Origin of the sequence: Aureliella helgolandensis (genome assembly GCF_007752135.1) — a bacterium.
Taxonomy (GTDB): Bacteria; Planctomycetota; Planctomycetia; order Pirellulales; family Pirellulaceae; genus Aureliella; species Aureliella helgolandensis.
On record NZ_CP036298.1, the window covers coordinates 3247426 to 3264558 of the forward strand.

8 protein-coding genes are annotated in these 17133 nt (G+C 55.8%); 5 read left to right on the forward strand and 3 right to left on the reverse strand.

Going from position 1 to position 17133, the window contains the following annotated elements; all coding sequences use genetic code 11:
* Positions 1 to 34 precede the first annotated feature (34 nt).
* Entirely contained in the window at positions 35 to 970 is a 936-nt protein-coding gene (locus Q31a_RS11640) for a hypothetical protein (protein WP_145077730.1), read from the forward strand.
* Positions 971 to 1359: 389 nt separating this feature from the next.
* On the opposite strand, the gene Q31a_RS11645 is transcribed toward Q31a_RS11640, so the two are convergent.
* Together Q31a_RS11645 and Q31a_RS11650 are read right to left on the reverse strand one after the other, a co-directional pair.
* Positions 1360 to 2262: a bifunctional 5,10-methylenetetrahydrofolate dehydrogenase/5,10-methenyltetrahydrofolate cyclohydrolase gene (locus Q31a_RS11645; protein WP_145077732.1), complete on the reverse strand. Its 903-nt coding sequence runs from the start codon at positions 2260 to 2262 to the stop codon at positions 1360 to 1362.
* 103 nt (positions 2263 to 2365) lie between these two features.
* Positions 2366 to 4174, reverse strand: coding sequence for a sigma 54-interacting transcriptional regulator (locus Q31a_RS11650; RefSeq protein ID WP_145077734.1), 1809 nt, complete (start codon positions 4172 to 4174; stop codon positions 2366 to 2368).
* A gap of 355 nt (positions 4175 to 4529) precedes the next feature.
* On the opposite strand from Q31a_RS11650, the gene Q31a_RS11655 reads away from it, so the two are divergent.
* A complete protein-coding gene (locus Q31a_RS11655; protein ID WP_231691161.1) occupies positions 4530 to 5186 on the forward strand; it encodes an RNA polymerase sigma factor in 657 nt (218 codons plus the stop codon).
* A gap of 32 nt (positions 5187 to 5218) precedes the next feature.
* A complete protein-coding gene (locus tag Q31a_RS11660) occupies positions 5219 to 6502 on the forward strand; it encodes an anti-sigma factor family protein (protein ID WP_145077736.1) in 1284 nt (427 codons plus the stop codon).
* Positions 6503 to 7392: 890 nt separating this feature from the next.
* On the opposite strand, the gene Q31a_RS11665 is transcribed toward Q31a_RS11660, so the two are convergent.
* Complete coding sequence (locus Q31a_RS11665; RefSeq protein ID WP_145077737.1) at positions 7393 to 13668, reverse strand: alpha-2-macroglobulin family protein; 6276 nt, start codon at positions 13666 to 13668, stop codon at positions 7393 to 7395.
* Between the two features lie 251 nt (positions 13669 to 13919).
* On the opposite strand from Q31a_RS11665, the gene Q31a_RS11670 reads away from it, so the two are divergent.
* Both Q31a_RS11670 and fba read left to right on the forward strand, forming a co-directional pair.
* Complete coding sequence (locus tag Q31a_RS11670; protein WP_145077739.1) at positions 13920 to 14828, forward strand: ThuA domain-containing protein; 909 nt, start codon at positions 13920 to 13922, stop codon at positions 14826 to 14828.
* 643 nt (positions 14829 to 15471) lie between these two features.
* Positions 15472 to 16488, forward strand: a complete 1017-nt coding sequence (gene fba, locus Q31a_RS11675) for a class II fructose-bisphosphate aldolase (RefSeq protein ID WP_145077741.1) — start codon at positions 15472 to 15474, stop codon at positions 16486 to 16488.
* Positions 16489 to 17133: the final 645 nt, after the last annotated feature.

Genomic DNA, 17133 nt, shown 5'->3' on the forward strand with positions numbered 1-17133 from the left:
CCCGTTCGCCAGGACTGTCTACGAGAAAATAATCATGGGCACTCCGTCCACACCGAAAGGAAATCAATTCAGCTTTGCCAACGTGATCAAACGCGTTCCGGGTGGAGCATTGATGTTTGCAGTCATTCCGCTGCTATTTCTTGGCTATTTCGGGTGGTACTACTATGGAGCTGAGCACCTTGATCATGCTTTGTACAACCTGCGCCTGGAAAATCTGACGGTGACCGATCAGCCCGCGTGGATCAAGGCCAACGTGGCTCAGGAAGTATTTCGAGACTCCAAGCTGGAGGATGTTTCTCTGCTCGATCCTCACGCCACAGCGACGATTGCTCAAGCTTTTGAAGCGCATCACTGGGTGAAGTCGGCGTCACGGGTCACGAAATCAACGGGAGCGAAAGTCGCCGTGAATTTGATCTATCGCCGACCAGCGGCGATGGTGCATTTGCCGAACTACACCGCTCCACAGGCGGCCGGGGAGCCGAATTCGAATGAGGCACTGGTCTACTTCTTCCCGATCGACAGCATGGGAGTGCTGCTGCCGGCACAAGATCTCGAGGAGCAGCAGGTTCTCAAGCACTTTCTCATTTATGCCGAAGATGTGCGCTCGGCGGGCGAAGTCGGTAAGCCCTTTGGGGATGCCAGGATCATTGAAGCTCTCAAGTTGTGCGAGTTCTTAGAGCCTGAGCGAGAGCGTTGGGGGCTCGAGCGGATCAATGTCTATCAAGATCTGCGCTCGGGCGGGGCCAGCCCCTGGATTCTGATTTTGGCCACGCGAGATCGATCCAGAGAGATCATTTGGGGCCATGCGCCTACCAATGAAGCGTCGGGGGAACCTCAGCCGGGTGAGAAATTGACGCGATTGAGGAAATGGATGGATGAGCCCAGTACGGGAACTGCCCAGAAGCCGGCCGTCTTAGATTTGCGGGCCGTCGCGACTGCTGCGAAAGCAAACCTGCCAGGCCACCGCTAAACGCGGCAGGTTGGTGATCGCGTGGTTTTTTCGCGTTTAAATTTGGGCGCAGCGCGAGCATCATGATGGTCGACCCCAATGCGCACCGCGGTGCCCTCGTACGGAATTCTCCCGCAAAGACCCGGTTTTGTAAGTTGCAGGTCTAAGTTTGCAGGTGCGGTTTACCGGTGTCGATGCGCGGTGAGCCTCACCCCGCACAACAGCACTGTAGGCTCGCTGAAGTGGAGAGCCCGTGAGGAGCAGCGAAGTTGCTGGCTTCGCGGCCCGTTCGTCCTGGCGTGCGCCAAGTGCTAGGTCTGAGGGACCCGTTGTCTCGTCCATCAAGTCTCGACCACCAATGCCAATTTCCATCGGATACTAATTGGATGATAAATGTCGACGGCGGCTAGCTAGCCCTGTTGCTTGGCTTGCTGCCCCTGGGCTTGCAATTGGCAAGCGGTAAGGGTGTTCCTGAGGAGCATTGCGATGGTGAGCGGTCCAATGCCACCTGGAACGGGTGTGATGGCAGCGGCGAGCTCGCTTACTGGTGTGTAGTCGACGTCGCCGACGAGTTTGTCATTCACACGGTTGATTCCTACATCGATGACGATCGATCCCAGTTTGACCATATCTGCTGTGATCAGGCAGGGGCGACCGACGGCGGCCACCAGCACGTCGGCAGTTCGAGTGATCGCGGCCAGATTCTCGCTCTGCGAATGGCAGAGGGTGACGGTCGCATTGGCGAATTGGGGACCAAAACCCAGATCGCGCTGCACCATCATATTGGCCAGTGGCTTACCGACAATATCGCTGCGTCCCACGATGACGACATGCTTCCCCGCGAACTCGAGTCCGTATTTTACCAGCAGTTGAATGACACCATGCGGGGTACAGGGGAGGTAGCGAGGGCGTCCCTGGACCAGGAGCCCCACGTTTTCGGGTGCAAAGGCGTCGACGTCTTTGAGCGGGCTGACAGCATCGAGAACCTGTTGCGTATTGATGCTGGCCGGCAGCGGTAGCTGAACGAGAATTCCGTGCACAGCAGGATCACCGTTGAGTTCCTGGAGTAATTCCAAGAGTTGCGCGGTGGTGGTATCGGCCGGCTTGCGAATCAGTCGACTGTGCATACCGGCCTTTTCGCAGGCCCGCTCTTTATTTCGAACGTAGACTTGGCTGGCGGGATCGTCACCCACCAGAACGGCCGCCAATGTTGGTCTAGCATGGCCTTGCTCGAGCCATTGGTGGACTTCTTCAGCAATGGTCTCACGCAAATCGGAGGCTGTAGATTTTCCATCCAACACGGTTGCAGTCATGAATCCGAACTTTATGTTTGCAGTTAAGAGTTTAGAGGTAGCGAACGGGTGCATACCGCCGACGGAAGGTCGTCGGGCGCACCGCTGAGCTCGAGCTCATGGCCTAGCGTTCGATATTGTATTGCTCAAGTTTTCGATAGAGGGTCGCTCGACTAATCCCCAGGAGTTTAGCGGCATCCACGATATTGTTTTCAGTCCGTTGAAGAGCCTCCTTGATCAAACGCTCCTCCCAAATGTCGATTCGTAGGCTGTCGAATTGATCCGAAGAAACGTCGCGCAGCGACAGATCGCAAGGCTCGATTTCAGACGATGCTGCGAGGACGACGGCGCTATCGATCGCATTTCTCAGCTGTCGCACGTTGCCTGGCCAGTTGTAGGATAGCATCATTTTTCGAGCTGCGGCGGACAGCTTCAGGCTGGGGCGACCATGCTGTGCCGTAAAGTGGCCGAGAAAATGGTCGATCAACATCTCGATATCGGCTTCGCGCTCGCGCAGAGGGGGAACTTGCAATTCAAACACGCTCAGTCGATAGTACAGGTCTTCACGGAACTTCTTGTCGCGGACGTATTCGCGGAGATCGCGATTCGTGGCGGCGATAACCCGGACATCAACGGTGACCTCTTTCGTATCTCCGACTGGCATGAAGGGGTGCCCTTCGAGGATGCGGAGTAACTTGGCCTGGCCTTCGAGGGTCAATTCACCAACTTCGTCTAGGAACAGCGTCCCGGTGTGGGCTTGTTGGAACCAGCCGGCGTGATCGCTGTCGGCTCCCGTGAAGGCCCCTTTGCGGTGTCCGAACAGTTGGCTTTCCATCAGATCTTCAGGGATTGCAGCGCAGTTCACGCACAGTAGTGGACGATCCTTCCGAAGGCTTAGGCGATGGACAGCGCGTGAGACGAGCTCTTTGCCGACCCCGCTCTCGCCGCGGACCAAGGCACATCCGCTGGCTCGAGCCACGCGGGCCACCCGGTCCTTGAGTCGTTGCATGCCCGATGAATTCCCGAGCAGCTCGGAAAAGTCGCCGGAGCGTTGGACGAGGCGTTGATGGTCGGCTGTCAGGCTGGCCTGGGCACGGCTGCTTTGCAGGGCCACCGAGAGCATGTTGCTGGCGGAAATAGCGAAGTCGAAGTGTGCTTGGTCAAACTTTCCCTCTTCACGATAGAGGTGGATCGCACCCATGACTTGGTCTTCGTTGAGCAGCGGGACGCAGATTGCGTCGGCAAAACCGCTGCCTTTGGCGGAGCTGGAGATGCGGTCCTTGATCCATACCGCTTTCTGATCGCGACTCACCCGCTCGGTCAGCTTGGGGTTGAGGCGTATGCGATGCGAGAGATCGGGAGGCAGGATGAGCTGGGGTTTTAAGCCGCCCTGGTCGTCCACCCACAAGAATCCAACCGCTGTGGACTGGGTCCGTAGACGCAGGATTTCAAGTCCGGTTGCAGCCACTTCGCTGGGGGAACTGCAACGAATCAAACAAATGCTCAATTGGTACAGGTCGAGGATGTCCTGGTTGCGGTTCAACTGGAATCCCTGACTCAGCGATGGCAGGGCACTTCCCTCGCGGGAGATTTGAGCTTCGAGCAGCAATGTTTGCTCGGAAGTGTCAGAGTCATCCTGGGGGGGGATCTCAAACAGAAGTTCACTCGAGCCAATCTGAATTCGATCTCCGCTAGAAAGTCGGTATTGCGAAATCTTCTTGGTATTGACCAGGGTCCCATTGCGGCTGTCTGCGTCAGATACAATCCACTGATTATCTTCGTAGCTAATAATCGCATGGGTGCGAGAGCTGAGTGGGTCCGACAGATGGATTTGGCAACCATTGCCACGACCAATTCGGATCGGCTGGTTGGCGTCGAGTTCGTACTTTTTCTCCGAAGCTGAACCGCGAACTACCGATGCGAAAGCTTTCATCGACAAACTATTCATTGCAAGGGGACGAACTGTTTCGCGGTTGCCCTCCCCCCCGTTCTCACGCAGGATGCTCCCCTGGAGGTGAGCGGGCGAGCGAAATTATGGAGATTGCGAGGTAAGGAAAACCGGAACATCGTAACCCTATTTGGGTTCATTGTTAAGGCGGTGTAGGCTGGCTGGGGTTCCAAGTGGTTCCCGAATTGCAGTCTAACCGCTAGATAAGCAGGTCCTGACGACATAAACTTGAGGCTGATCCATTGTCTCGAATGGGAGGCCGCTAGACGGAGCAACTCGGCCGACGCGGCGAACATGGAGCAATATTGCAGTTACTCTAGAAGATTGATGCAAAATAAGCTTGAGCGACCATGTCGAAAAAGGAAAGGTAGCGGCCAAGGGGGATCCCAACGTCGATTTGATGCTGCGCGTGCAAGAGGGGGATGCGATGGCCTTTCAGGAGCTCGTGGTAGCCTTTGAGCCTCGTTTGCGCCGTGTTTTGCGGCACTTGGTCAGTTCGGATTCCGTTGCCGAGGATCTGGTGCAAGATGTATTCCTGCGTGTATGGCGCGCTCGCAAGAACTACCAGCCGACAGCCAAACTTTCAACTTGGATCTTTCACATCGCACACAACGTAGCCAGCAATGCCATTCGAGACCGAAAGCGACGCAAAGAATTCCAGACGCCACAAGGGGATGCCGCCAGTTCTGCGGTGTTTAGTATCGACCAGATGGCCATGGCGTCGACGGGAATGATGCCGGTTCGCAAATTGGATAAAATGGAACGAGCCGACATGGTGCGAACCGCCATCGAAGCTCTCAACGAACGCCAACGCATGGCGCTCATGCTGAGTCGATTTGAATGCTTGAGTTATCAAGAAATCGCCGATGCGATGGAGTTGACGGTGCAGGCCGTCAAGTCCTTGTTGAGCCGCGCGCGAGTGAACCTCAAAGTGCTGCTCGAGCCCTACGTCGAACAAGGACACCTACCAGGCCAAGATCAGTCCACGGATGCTTGATGGCCCAATTATCGATTTAGTACAGGAGGTCGATGCGAATCATGACAATGCCCATTGAATTCGATGATGAAAGCCTCGTTGCATTCCTCGATGGTGAACTGCCTGCGCCCGAAGCAAGCGTCATAGAGTCCGCTCTCGAGTCCGACGCCAGCCTGCAAAACCGCGTCCGCACATTACGCAATACATGGGACTTGTTGGGGGAGCTGCCCGAGGTGCAGCCCAATCCTGTGCTGGCCCAGTCCACCATCGAGATGGTGGCACTAGCGGTGGACAAGGAGTCGCGTTCCTGGATCAGCTGGCTGGCTGTCCAACGCTGGAGGATTCTCGGATTGGCGTGCCTGCTGGCTCTGCTGGCCGGAGCGAGCGTTAGCCGCTCGACGGCCAATGGAGAACGCACCGCCGTCCTCAATAATCTCCATGTCTTAGTCGAATACTATTCTCTAAAAAACATTCCGTCACCAGAATTCCTGGAAGGCTTAACGAGCATCGACAATCTGTCTCAGCTCGGCAAGCCCAGTAGCGTGGCGCTGATGGTGCAGTCTGAATTGCCTTTACAGGTCGAAGAACGCGAGCAATGGATCGAGGAGTTAGATGTCAAAGCTCGTGGGCAATTGGAAGCTCGCGCGAAGGAATTCAATGCCCTGCCACCCGGCGAACGCCAACGGATTCTAGCAATCGCAGACTATATTCTGTCCCAGCCGGAACGGGCCGCCGAGTTGTTCGAATGCGCTCGCAACTACGAAATACTACTTTCGACTGCACCCGCTCGCTTCCCACAAGAACTGGGCAACCAGCCGCTTGACGAGCAAATGGCCCTCATCCGACAGCAGGCGAACAAAGAGGCCGCCTTTAACTATGTTCTCAGCATCAGTGACTATTTTGCCATCCAGCAGTGGCTCGATGATCTGAGTACCAAAATTCTCGCCGATCCCAATGGCGGCGCCTTTACCCTGTATTCCGAATGGATCGAGCAGCGGATTTTTGAAGAGCTCTCGCGTGCAGATGAAGCCAATTCACTGGTTACGCAAATTGACGTCGAAGACTTAATTCAAAGGCGTCTATCGGCTCCCGCCCGGAAGCTGTTGCTCGAAATTGCAGACCCCACAACGCGCCGCAATGCACTCTATCTGTGGGTTACCTCCGTTGTCCAATCACCCGGGGATCTGTCCAGTGCAACGCTCGCAGGCCAGGAAGATCTGCGGAGACCCTTTAAAGCCTTGAGCGAAGAGCAGCGTGAACTACTTCAGCTGATGCCCGCCGCTAAGGTCCACGAAGATCTACGCTCCCGATTGCGCGGCGCCCAATCCGATTACTAGGGCTCGCGGAGGAAGGCGTCGAGAGGATCGATATCTCGTTGGTCCGGGGCACCGAAGTGTTCGCGGCCGGTCCCGCTCGCTTGCACCGCGGATGGTTCGCTCAGCAACGCTTCTTTCTCAATCGCAGCTCGGTACCGGCGGCGTGTACCCCCGGTATTAACTGGGACTTGCACCCGCCCTTGAGCTAGGATGGTAGACGCAATAGTGCGATTGTGATCTCGCAATATCGCAACCCACCGCGTGAGAGTATCGCAACCCGCCGCGTGAGCAAGGGAATGTAGTTGCAGCTACAGCATGGTTGAAGCTGCTACCGCCACGGAATAGCCTCAACAGGTCCAAGCAACCTTCAACGCCCTGTCCCAATCGCCGCCGCGTGAGAGTATCGCAACCCGCCGCGTGAGCAAGGAAATGTAGTTGCAGCTACAGCGTGGTTGAAGCTGCTACCGCCACGGAATAGCCTCAACAGATCCAAGCAACCTTCAACGCCCTGTCCCAATCGCCGCCGCGTGAGAGTATCTCAACCCGCCGCGTGACGGGCTGTTGATTTAATAGCGCCTTGAGTTTTGACGTGTAGGTCGCACCCCTAATCGCCCTGTAGTGGCGACCACCTATCCTTGCTCACGCGGCGGCTTACTATTTCAACAGCCCGGTGAGCAAGGATGGAAGAGACTATCGCTTGCTTGCAAGCTCGACCGGTCCGTTACCCACCCTGTGACGACAAGTTGACGTAGGTGGGGTTGGGAGCTTTCCGTGCGGTAGCTTTGCCCATCACTTGGCAGCGGAAGTTACCAGTCCTCGCACGCAGCGGGTTGCGATTTTACAACCTACTGCACGCGACCCCACGCGGCGGCTGGACATTGGAGCCGACCGCGCGGACTTCGCGTGCCACTTCAATTCTGCTGCTCATCGGTGACGATGACATCAAAGTCTCGGCTGTTGCCGGCTAACTCGGGAGCGTACATGCCCTGAATCGTCGCTGGCAGGGCCGTGAAGGTACCCGGCGTTTCACTGCGGAACTGGTAACGCAGCGAGTAGTTGCCTTGGGGAAGCTGGCGAATGCAGAGGCCGATGTGTGTATCGCGGAACTCACGATAGATGGGCAGCCCCCCGGAATAAAAATATCCACTTTGGGATTCGACTGCTTCAAGGCACGCGGGCTTGCGATCTTCGATCAGGATGTATTCGTAATCGTTCTTACTTTCGACCAGCAATTCAACTTCCACCAACACGCCGCTTTCCACTGTTTGAAGATCGTCCAGTAGAACACGGTTGTAGCCTGATTTCTTCGCGTCAAGCACTCCAGCTTGGGCATCGGGAATCTGTAAATCTTTCTGGACAGGGTCGAGTCGGTAGTAGCGACGTTCAACCTTGACTTCTAACCCCGCTGCCTCAATTTCTTCTTCCAACGTGAAATTAGTGGAGTAGGCGTTCCAGTAAAGGTTTCCCTCTCCGCTACGACGAATTTCTAGCTGATGGGTACCAGCCGGGACCGCATTCCCATGAATCTCAATCGTATTATCGACGCTGAACAAGTTTTCGGGAGTGAAATCGACTCGGCCGAGTCGTTTGCCTCCCAGATAGACTTCGGCGGACATGTTCGCCTGGTTTTCTCCCGAGGCGGTTAGGTAGTCTCCGAATGCCTCAACCACCAAGGCGGTATCGCGGGTGCTGTTCCAGTACGTTGCATGTTTGCGATTGTTCAGCAAGTACTTGACGACTCGCGGGGCTGTCTGTCCTTGTGGATCGGTCGCAGCCAGCAGCTTAAGATACAACGCATTGGCCTCGATGGAGCTGCCGTACCAGTTCCACCAACTTGCATCGTTCTTCAGGAAGGCGGTTTCGTTTTCAGCGTCCTGTACGAGGAATTGCTCGATATTGCGTCGGAGCATGGAGGTCTGTTCCGAATTCCCGAGGGCATGTGTGGCCCAGGCGAATAGCGTCATGCCGTAGACGCTTAAGTGGCCGCGCGAGTCGTACAACCGCTGTTGCATCTCTGAGTTGGCTTCAGTGGCTTGCTCTTTTCCAAGGACTAAAGTGTGGAAGACGAGCGCGTCCAAGTTGTCGGGATGCGCCTTGAAGGGGTGGGTCTTATCCGACCAATTCTTAAGTTTCAAAAGCTCATTGGTTTGATAGGTCGCAAGCCATTGCAGCCCTCGTTGCAGCACGTCGGGCACGATGGCCTCTCCATTCTGTTGAGCAATCAGCAGACCTCGTACCACAGTTGCTGTAGTGTGGGCGGTGCTAAATTCTCTAGGACCACTGAACCAGCCCCAGCCCCCGTCATTGCATTGCATGTCGGTCAATCGCTGGATGCCGGCAGCCACCATTTCATCGACGAGTTGTTCGTCAAAGACGGCTGTTCGATCAAACCGCTTCCACTGCGACGCGCGCGATGCGGGATCGCCCAGCTCCTGCGCATTGAGGTTGGCTCGGCGGTCTTTGAGACTAGCCATATCAACCCCCATCTTCTGCAAAATCTGTTGCGTAATTACCGAGGGTAGGAAGCGGTTGAGCGTCTGTTCGGTACAGCCGTAGGGATACTCAGCCATGTAGGGGAGTGCGTCGACCATGGCCGCAGCCAGCGACGGGCTGAGACGCACCGTAAATTTGGATTGTTCGATACGCCGCTGTGCTGGGATAGCAATGCTAACGGAGTTGCTCGCTTGGTCGCCGCGAACCGTACCTGCCACGGCATCCGTTTTCAGGATGCCATTGACCAGGACTGGTAGCTTGAGCTGCATCGCATCGGAAGCGTCGCCAGATGTTGCAATAGCGGTCAGGGCAACCGTGCCTTCCGCCAAGGCGTTGAGTCGCCAGTCGACGCGAGCCTGCTCATGGGCGCCGATCGTCACCGTTCTTACTCTGGTCTCTCTGTCGGCAAATTCTATCTGCGTCTCCCCATCAATCTCCAGGCGAACTTGAACTTCTTGGGCTGTCGGCAGGTCGTTATGGACGATCCCCGAGATCACCACTTGATCTCTTTCCACGACAAAGCGAGGCGTTTGCAGTCGGATGAGCAGCGGTTTGCGAGTCACTGCCTCGGTCTGCCCACTTCCGACCTTGGTCCCGTGTCCCACTGCCCAGCTTTTCATCCGCCAGCCGGTAAGATTTTCGGGCATGTTAAATTTGGCCATTGCCCGCCCTTGGGAATCGGTGGTCACCGCGGACAACCACAGAGCGGAATCGGCAAAGTCCTTGCGAATGGCGGGAGTCGCTGCAGTCGCTGGGGGCGTTGCGGCAACTCCGCCTCCCATGCCTCCGCTCTTCTCCATACGCATGCCGGCTGAAGCGTCCATGCTCATAGCACTCATGGGAGCAAATCCACCGTAGCCGCCTCCCATCGCTCCACCAAAATCACTGGTGCCGAACAGTCGCCCGCCTGGGGCACCGCCACCTAGCCCCAAGCCCCGAGCGAGTCCGTCGCTCATCGATTCCCCATCGTCCGCGATTGAGTTGCCAAATATTCCGAGAGGTTGCAGCGGATAAATGTCGTGGATCGACAGGGGGCGACTGACGAGCTCAGCGTTGGACGATTGTTGTGGTGAGTGCTGCCGTCGCCATTTCCAAAAGAACTCGCGAATGTCTTGTGGGAGTACGTCGGAGGCGATTTGTTCGAGGGAACGATCGTAGACCGCGATGGCACAGGAACCCGAGACCGGGTGGCCGTCGGGATCGGTCACAACAATCGAAACTTGCGCCTCCTCACCGGGAAGGTACTCCGCTTTGTCCGCGTTCATCTCGACATTCAATACACGGTCCGCCGGAGGAACAATGATCTCTCTGGTGGCCGAATGCAGGTTGCCATCGTAAACGGTGTAGGCTTCCACGAAAAAATTTGGCTGGTCGCTGCCAAGCACCGGGATCTCAACCACAGCGGTTTTCCCCATGAGCTGCACAATCTGTGGCTGCGGATAAACTCCTTCAGAGGGACGTACAAACAAAACGACTCGGGCATCTGCATGTTCTGAGGCCACAAGCAATCGCACTTTATCTCCAGCCGCATAGTGGGGCAAATCGGGAGTCAGCTCCAAAGCGTTGTAGCGAAAATCACTGTCGGTCGAACCTTCACCACGCACGGTCAGAATGTAACCACCTTCCACTTCGCTGGTGCCCGGCCCTTTAAAGCGAGTGCGTATGCGGTACTGACCAGCGTCTGCAGCCGTCAGCGGGTGTGTCAGAAATCCATTCGCATCGGTCTTTACCGCTGCAGAATAAACACTACGCTCGCTAGGAGTGCCCGCCTCATCGTAGGTGATGTGCATTAATTCAAGCGTGCCAGTGACTTCCACGTCGGTTCCGTCGAGCATTTGTGTTTGAAAGCTCGCGTCGATACGCTGGCCTACTTGGTAGTATCCACGATCCACCCAAGTGTAGACCTTGAAGGGAGCCTGCGAAGCAATGGTCTTTCCTACAGCGGATATCGTTCGCCGCGAGGAGTCTCGTACATCGACGGAGATCGTGTATTCATGATCCTCGTCCCCGTACAACGCTTTGGCCAGTGAGGTGTCAATCTCAACGGTCGCTTCTCCGCTCCCATCCAAACTCAACTCTTGCTCCAAAACCAGTTCCGGCGGCTCATTGCCATAACGCGGGTACCACCATGGAAAAGGCGAAACGCAGCCCGCCCAGCCCTTCCAACCGGGATACCAGATGTAGTCCTCTGCGAACCACCAGTAACCGGGGTCGTAGCACCAGTCATAGGGGCGAACCGGATAGTAATTATCTCGATAAGTGCTGCGCTCGACTTTTACATTGACCACAGCATCGGTGACGGGGGCTCCGAAATAGTACTTGGCCTGAATGCGTGCCGAGATCGTGTCGCCGAGTGCTACCGGCTCTTGAGGTGATAGGACTTTGACTTCGAACTCGGGCTTGCGGTATTCTTCCACTCGAAAAACGGCATTGGATTGCAAGTCAAGTCGTGGAACACCGTTGGCCGGGTCGATGGACTCGACCGAAAATCGATAGGTTCCGAGTGACGTTGTTTTAGGGAGCTCAAATTCAACGTCGCACGCTCCAAACTCATCGCTGGTAACTGCCTTGGCGAAGACTTGGTTGCCTTGTGCATCGTAGGCATGGAAGCTGATTGAACGATGGGCCAGGGGAGGAGCTGCTTCGTCTCCATAGACGGTCTGAGCCACCCAGAATTTGGCCTTCACGGTGTCGCCCGGACGATATAGGGGGCGATCGGTAACTCCGTAAGCTTTAGCTTGTGAAAGTGTCTGCAACTGGTAGTTGTTGCGAAGCCAGATGTGTTGGAAGTCGAGCAAGGCGAGACGTCCATCCGCAGTGCGGGCGACCGTGAGCCATTGCAAATTGCCGTCGAGCCGGACGCGGGCTTGCCCTTCCGAGTTTGTCTTTTGAGCACGATTCTCAGTGTTATAGCGGCGTGCTTGAGACGGAGGGGTATTATTCTTGTGCCCGAAGCCGAAGAACTCGAGGTTCGCGCCTGCGATGGGTTTTCCGGTCGTTGCATCTACCACGTCCAGAAGCCATTCTCCTGCTAGTGGCTTGCGAATTACGATGGTATCTTGAATCCAAAGTAAGCAACGGGCTAGATGCGCCTTGTCGTTAACGTCGGCCTCGATCAGATATAGGCCGGCCTTTTTTAAGGGGGTGTCAATCGCTTGACGCCGGTCCCAGTGATTCTCCCGCGATTCAACTTCGGTCTGCCACTTCACCGGAGCATCGATAAGATATTTTTCAGCAATTTGTCCTTCAAACAAATTGGATGGCACCGAAAGCTGAGGAGGGTAGACTCCCTTGAGACCTCCGAATTGGTTGCGGTCCTGATTTGTAAAATTCCGGTAATACTGCTTGGTATCCGTGATGAGTTTTTCCAAGTCGACTCGCCTGGCGGATAGCGAAATCGTATTGGTATTGCGGAAGAGTACGCTTAGCTTGGCTGGCTCACCAGCAACCTGACTCGGGACCGGATCAAAGGCAAGCCGTGGTTCAACAATACTGTCGAGCAGTTGTTGTCGCACTTCTGGATTGTTGTCGAAGCGAGAAATACTGTCTCGCAGAAGTTCCGCCGCTTTCGGATACTGCCGCCGATTCAGGAAAATTTGAACCAATTTCGATAACGCCTCTTCTGCAACTCTTTGATCGTCCACGTTGGGAGCTGACAGTTTTTGATAGACGCGGATCGCGTTGAAGTCATCGGGGAGCTCAATGCGTTGGATGCCATTGGCCAAACGGGCGAGGGTTTCACTTTCTTCCAATGTATGGAGCGACAAACGCTTCGTCTGGATCTCTTCCGCATCGTTGTTGCCGCCTCTGAAGATCCATTGTTCGGCCTGCAGAGTTTCGACGGAAAATTGTCCTGACAGAAACTGAGCCCATTGCAAGCTCGCCTGAGGAGCAACCTGGGGAGCTCGCTCTGCCTGCGCTAGTGCCCAGCGGAAACGCGCGCCATCGCTCGCGGCCGTGCCTAAGCTTTCGGGCAGGTCGTAGAACACCGGCGTGCCCGATGCATCAACAGGGGCATAGCGGGCTGGCCCGTAACCTGCACTGTCGAAGTCCAAATAGTCGGGCTCGGCCGTAAGGTCGGTGAGAGCTTGCAAGCGCCAAGCTTGGCGAGTGTCGCGATTGTGTAAGAGTGTTTCGGCAAATCGAAGATGCAGTTTGGCCAATTCTGCTGGTTCGATCGTCGAATCTGCTTGGGAGGCAAGTTCCAAGGCGCGGTGTCGCCACTTGAGGGCCTGGAGACGATCCTGTTCGCCCACGGATATTCCCATTCCACCTGCCCCACCACGCCCGGCGTAGCCGCGCCCATGCCCCCGAGAGAATTCCTGGTCTGCCACCGTCCCATAGGGGATGCTGCGGAGGAGGATTTCGGCAGCGGTATCGAGTACTTGATAGGCCCTTCCATGGATCTCGACGGCGGTTCGCAAGTCGGAATCGACAAAGTGCACCTCGCCGAGTTGGTTGCGACACTGTTCAAGTTGCGTCATCGCTTGAACGACGCGAGCAGGTTGCGCGTCTGACGAACGCAGGACATCACGGTAAGCCTCGCCAGCCTCTTTGTAATTGTGATCCGCAAACAGCTTTTCTGCAGACTCAAAACGCTCCGCAGTGGAAGGGGCTTGAACAGCCATGGCGATAGCAGTCAGCAGGGCTGCGGCCATACAGGCGAGGACAGGAAAAGGGACAAAGCGCCGCATAGCTAGCTCCGAAGTCGATCTGAAAAGTTTTGCCTTGAAAAAAGCTCTAAGAGGACTGACGCGATTTTCTGCGGCGAGTTCCCAAATCGGTTAGAACTGGGGGCAGTCCGCTTCTGCTCGTTTCGAGAGTGAGCGATTCCACTGATAATCTACCACCCTTTGCCTGCTCAGGGCCAACCCATTCGGCTGTTGGGTGGCTCCTGGTGTTAAGGTTGCAGGGGCCCAAACTACCCGCCTAGTAGGAATTTTCCATGCTGAAGCCTCTGAATCGGATTCTGAGTAAATCTGGCTATTGGCCGTGTTTCACCTTGGGCCTGATCGTCTGGAATGCCAGTTGTTTGCTGCATGCTGCGGCCCCAACCGCGGTTCTGGTGGTGGTAGGGCCAAGCAGCCATCCTCCGGGAACACACGAGGTAGCAGCCGGAGGGCGTGTCATTGAGTATTGCCTGGAATACGCAACCGGGATCGGCCGTTTCTCCGTAGATGTGGTTGAGGGCTGGCCGAAGGACAGCAAATCGCTCGACAAATACCGGTCAGTGGTCTTCTCTGGTGACCGATTTCCTCTCGCAGAAATGGAGGATATCGAATCGAACATGCGAGAATTGGGCATCATGATGGAGCGAGGTTGCGGGATTGTCTGCTTCCACTATGCCACCGGACTGACGGCCGGCCAAATGCCTGATGATGGATCCCATCCCTTGCTGAACTGGATGGGAGGGTACTTTGCGACTCGGTGTGTGCATCACCAGGGGATCGCAAGAATATACGAACAGGCGGATATCGTATTGGAATCTCCCCAGCACCCGGTGTTGCGCGGCTGCCAGCCCTTTTCCATTCATGACGAGCCCTACATTAAGAACTATTTCGGACCCGATGGAATCGCTCCCAATGTGACTCCATTGCTGACCAGTATGCTTCCTCCTGAATCTCCCCAGAAAGAAGTGATCGCTTGGTCCGTACAACGCAGCGATGGGGGCCGGGGAATGGCAATTGTCATGCCGCACTTTTATAAAAATTGGCAAGTGGACGCACTTCGCAAGGTGATTATTAACGGGGTCGTATGGTCGACCGGCATCGAAGTGCCAGCTGTGGGAGTGCACGTCGAGCTACCTGATCTGCAGCGGTTCCAGCCAGCGGCCGTCGAGCCCCCGTCTCGATAGTTGTGCCGAATTGGCGTGAAGGCGGCCATGCGAGAGTTGAATTGGGTAGGACTCGGCCCGAAAGGCGTCACTGTATTCTGGAAGTCTTCTGGGAAGTCCAGGAGTGGAGCAGCGGGGGGCTCGGACTGAGGGGGAGTCACCGCTCTCTTGGGGAGTGCCCCGCAAGGCCTACGCCCCCGCTTAGCGGCTGGTTGAGATTGCAATCCGCCGGAGCGCGGTATCTTGGGCGGGAGAACCTACACTTCGGCACGGAGTGAAGCGGGCCGCTAAGAGTGATTAGCGGGCCGTTCCTGCGCGTAATGCTGGAGTCGCTCTTGAGACGGCGAACCTATCCGTAAGGAGACTGCGATCAGGCTACCGGCCGATTCGGGGTGGATCGTATTCTGTGGAAAACGAAGGTGAAAACAACGTTCCAACGTGCTGAACTGTGCATTTGCTAGGATGGAGCCTAGGCTGAGAAGTCCCCAAAGGTTGCTTGTAGGTGGCAGCTGCTCGGCAAAATCCGGGAGTCTCCGGTGGGGCAGGGAAATCAGGGATTGTCACTCTGCGGGCTAAGGTTGATAATCGACACGTTAAATCACTTGTCTTTCTTCCTTAACTATTGAATGGCTGCTTTTGGGAGCCATTAGGAGAGTTTCTTTCTATGGCATTGGTTCCACTGCGAGTCGTACTAGATCACGCCGCCGAAAATGACTATGGCGTAGCTGCGTTCAATGTAAACAACATGGAGCAAATCCAGGCGATCATGGAGGCTGCCGATGAGACAGATTCTCCGGCCATCATCCAAGCGTCCCGAGGCGCCCGCGCCTATTCTCAAGATGCTTATCTGCGGCATTTGATGCAAGCGGCTGCCGAGTTGTATCCTCACATTCCTGTCGTTATGCATCAAGATCACGGCAATAGCGTGGCCACCTGCTTGAGTGCTATTGAGAACAATTTCACATCCGTCATGATGGACGGTTCGCTGGAAGAAGACGGCAAGACTCCTGCATCCTTCGAATACAACGTGCGAGTTACGAAGGAAGTTGTGAAGTTAGCCCATGCTCGCGGCGTCTCGGTGGAAGGGGAATTGGGCGTACTTGGCTCCCTAGAATCAGGCGAAGGCGAGCAAGAAGACGGTCACGGAGCGGTTGGACAACTCACGCACGATCAACTTCTGACCGATCCCGAAGAAGCGGCCCAGTTCGTGGAAGCCACCGGCGTAGATGCGCTCGCTGTAGCGATTGGTACCAGCCATGGAGCTTACAAGTTCTCTCGCAAGCCCGATGGCGAAGTGTTGGCCATGAAGCAAATCGAAGCAATTCATGCTCGTTTGCCCAACACGCACTTGGTAATGCACGGCAGTTCATCGGTTCCCCAGGAATTGCAGGACATCATCAACAAGTATGGTGGAAAGATGAAGCAAACTTACGGCGTACCTGTCGAGGAAATTCAGCGTGGTATCAAGAGCGGCGTTCGCAAGATCAACGTCGATACCGACTGCCGTATGGCGATCACGGGAGCGATTCGCAAGGTGCTGCTTGAAAGCCCTGAGAAGTTTGACCCACGCGATTACCTCAAGCCTGCTCGCCAAGCAATGAAGGAAGTCTGCGTAGCTCGCATGACAGCCTTCGGTCAAGCTGGTAATGCCAGCAAGATGCGTCAAGCAGCTACCGTCTAGTAGTTCTGCTACGACCGCTGTTGCCCGCTCTCGCAACCTCTAGCTTTCCTTGAACGGGAAGCCCTGAGGTTTCGAGCAGCAGTGAAGGGCCCGTAACCATTCAACAAGGTCGAGAGCTCCCCGGATTCGTTCAGCGAATACTGGGGCTGGGGGCAGTGTAGTCCAGCGGAGGCAGTGCAGTTCTGCAGGGCGAGTGCATACTCTCGCTCATGCCAGGAGTCTCGCGGGCCGGCAAAAGTTCTCGGGTAGGTTGATCCCCTGGGAAACGCTCGAAACTGTAGGTCCATCGTCTAATCCATGGTCTAAGGAGTGTACTCCTCATGATCTTTGGGCCACGCATCTTCAAACACCAGAGCCTGTTTCCATAGCCAGAGTAACGTGTCCGCTCCCGAAGGGCATCAATCGCTCTGGCGCACCCCGCGTTTAGCTGCTCTAGAAGTGCTGTCTAGCCCGTGCTCGTGGTTCAGCACGAGCAGTCCCGCTCCAGAGCCCCATCATATTTTGCCTGCAGGAGCATTTCCTGGGCATCTCCCGGGGACAGGCCCCGCGTAAGACTTCGCTCCCGAAGGGCATCAATCGCTCTGGCGCACCCCGCGTTTAGCTGCTCTAGAAGTGCTGTCTAGCCCGTGCTCGTGGTTCAGCACG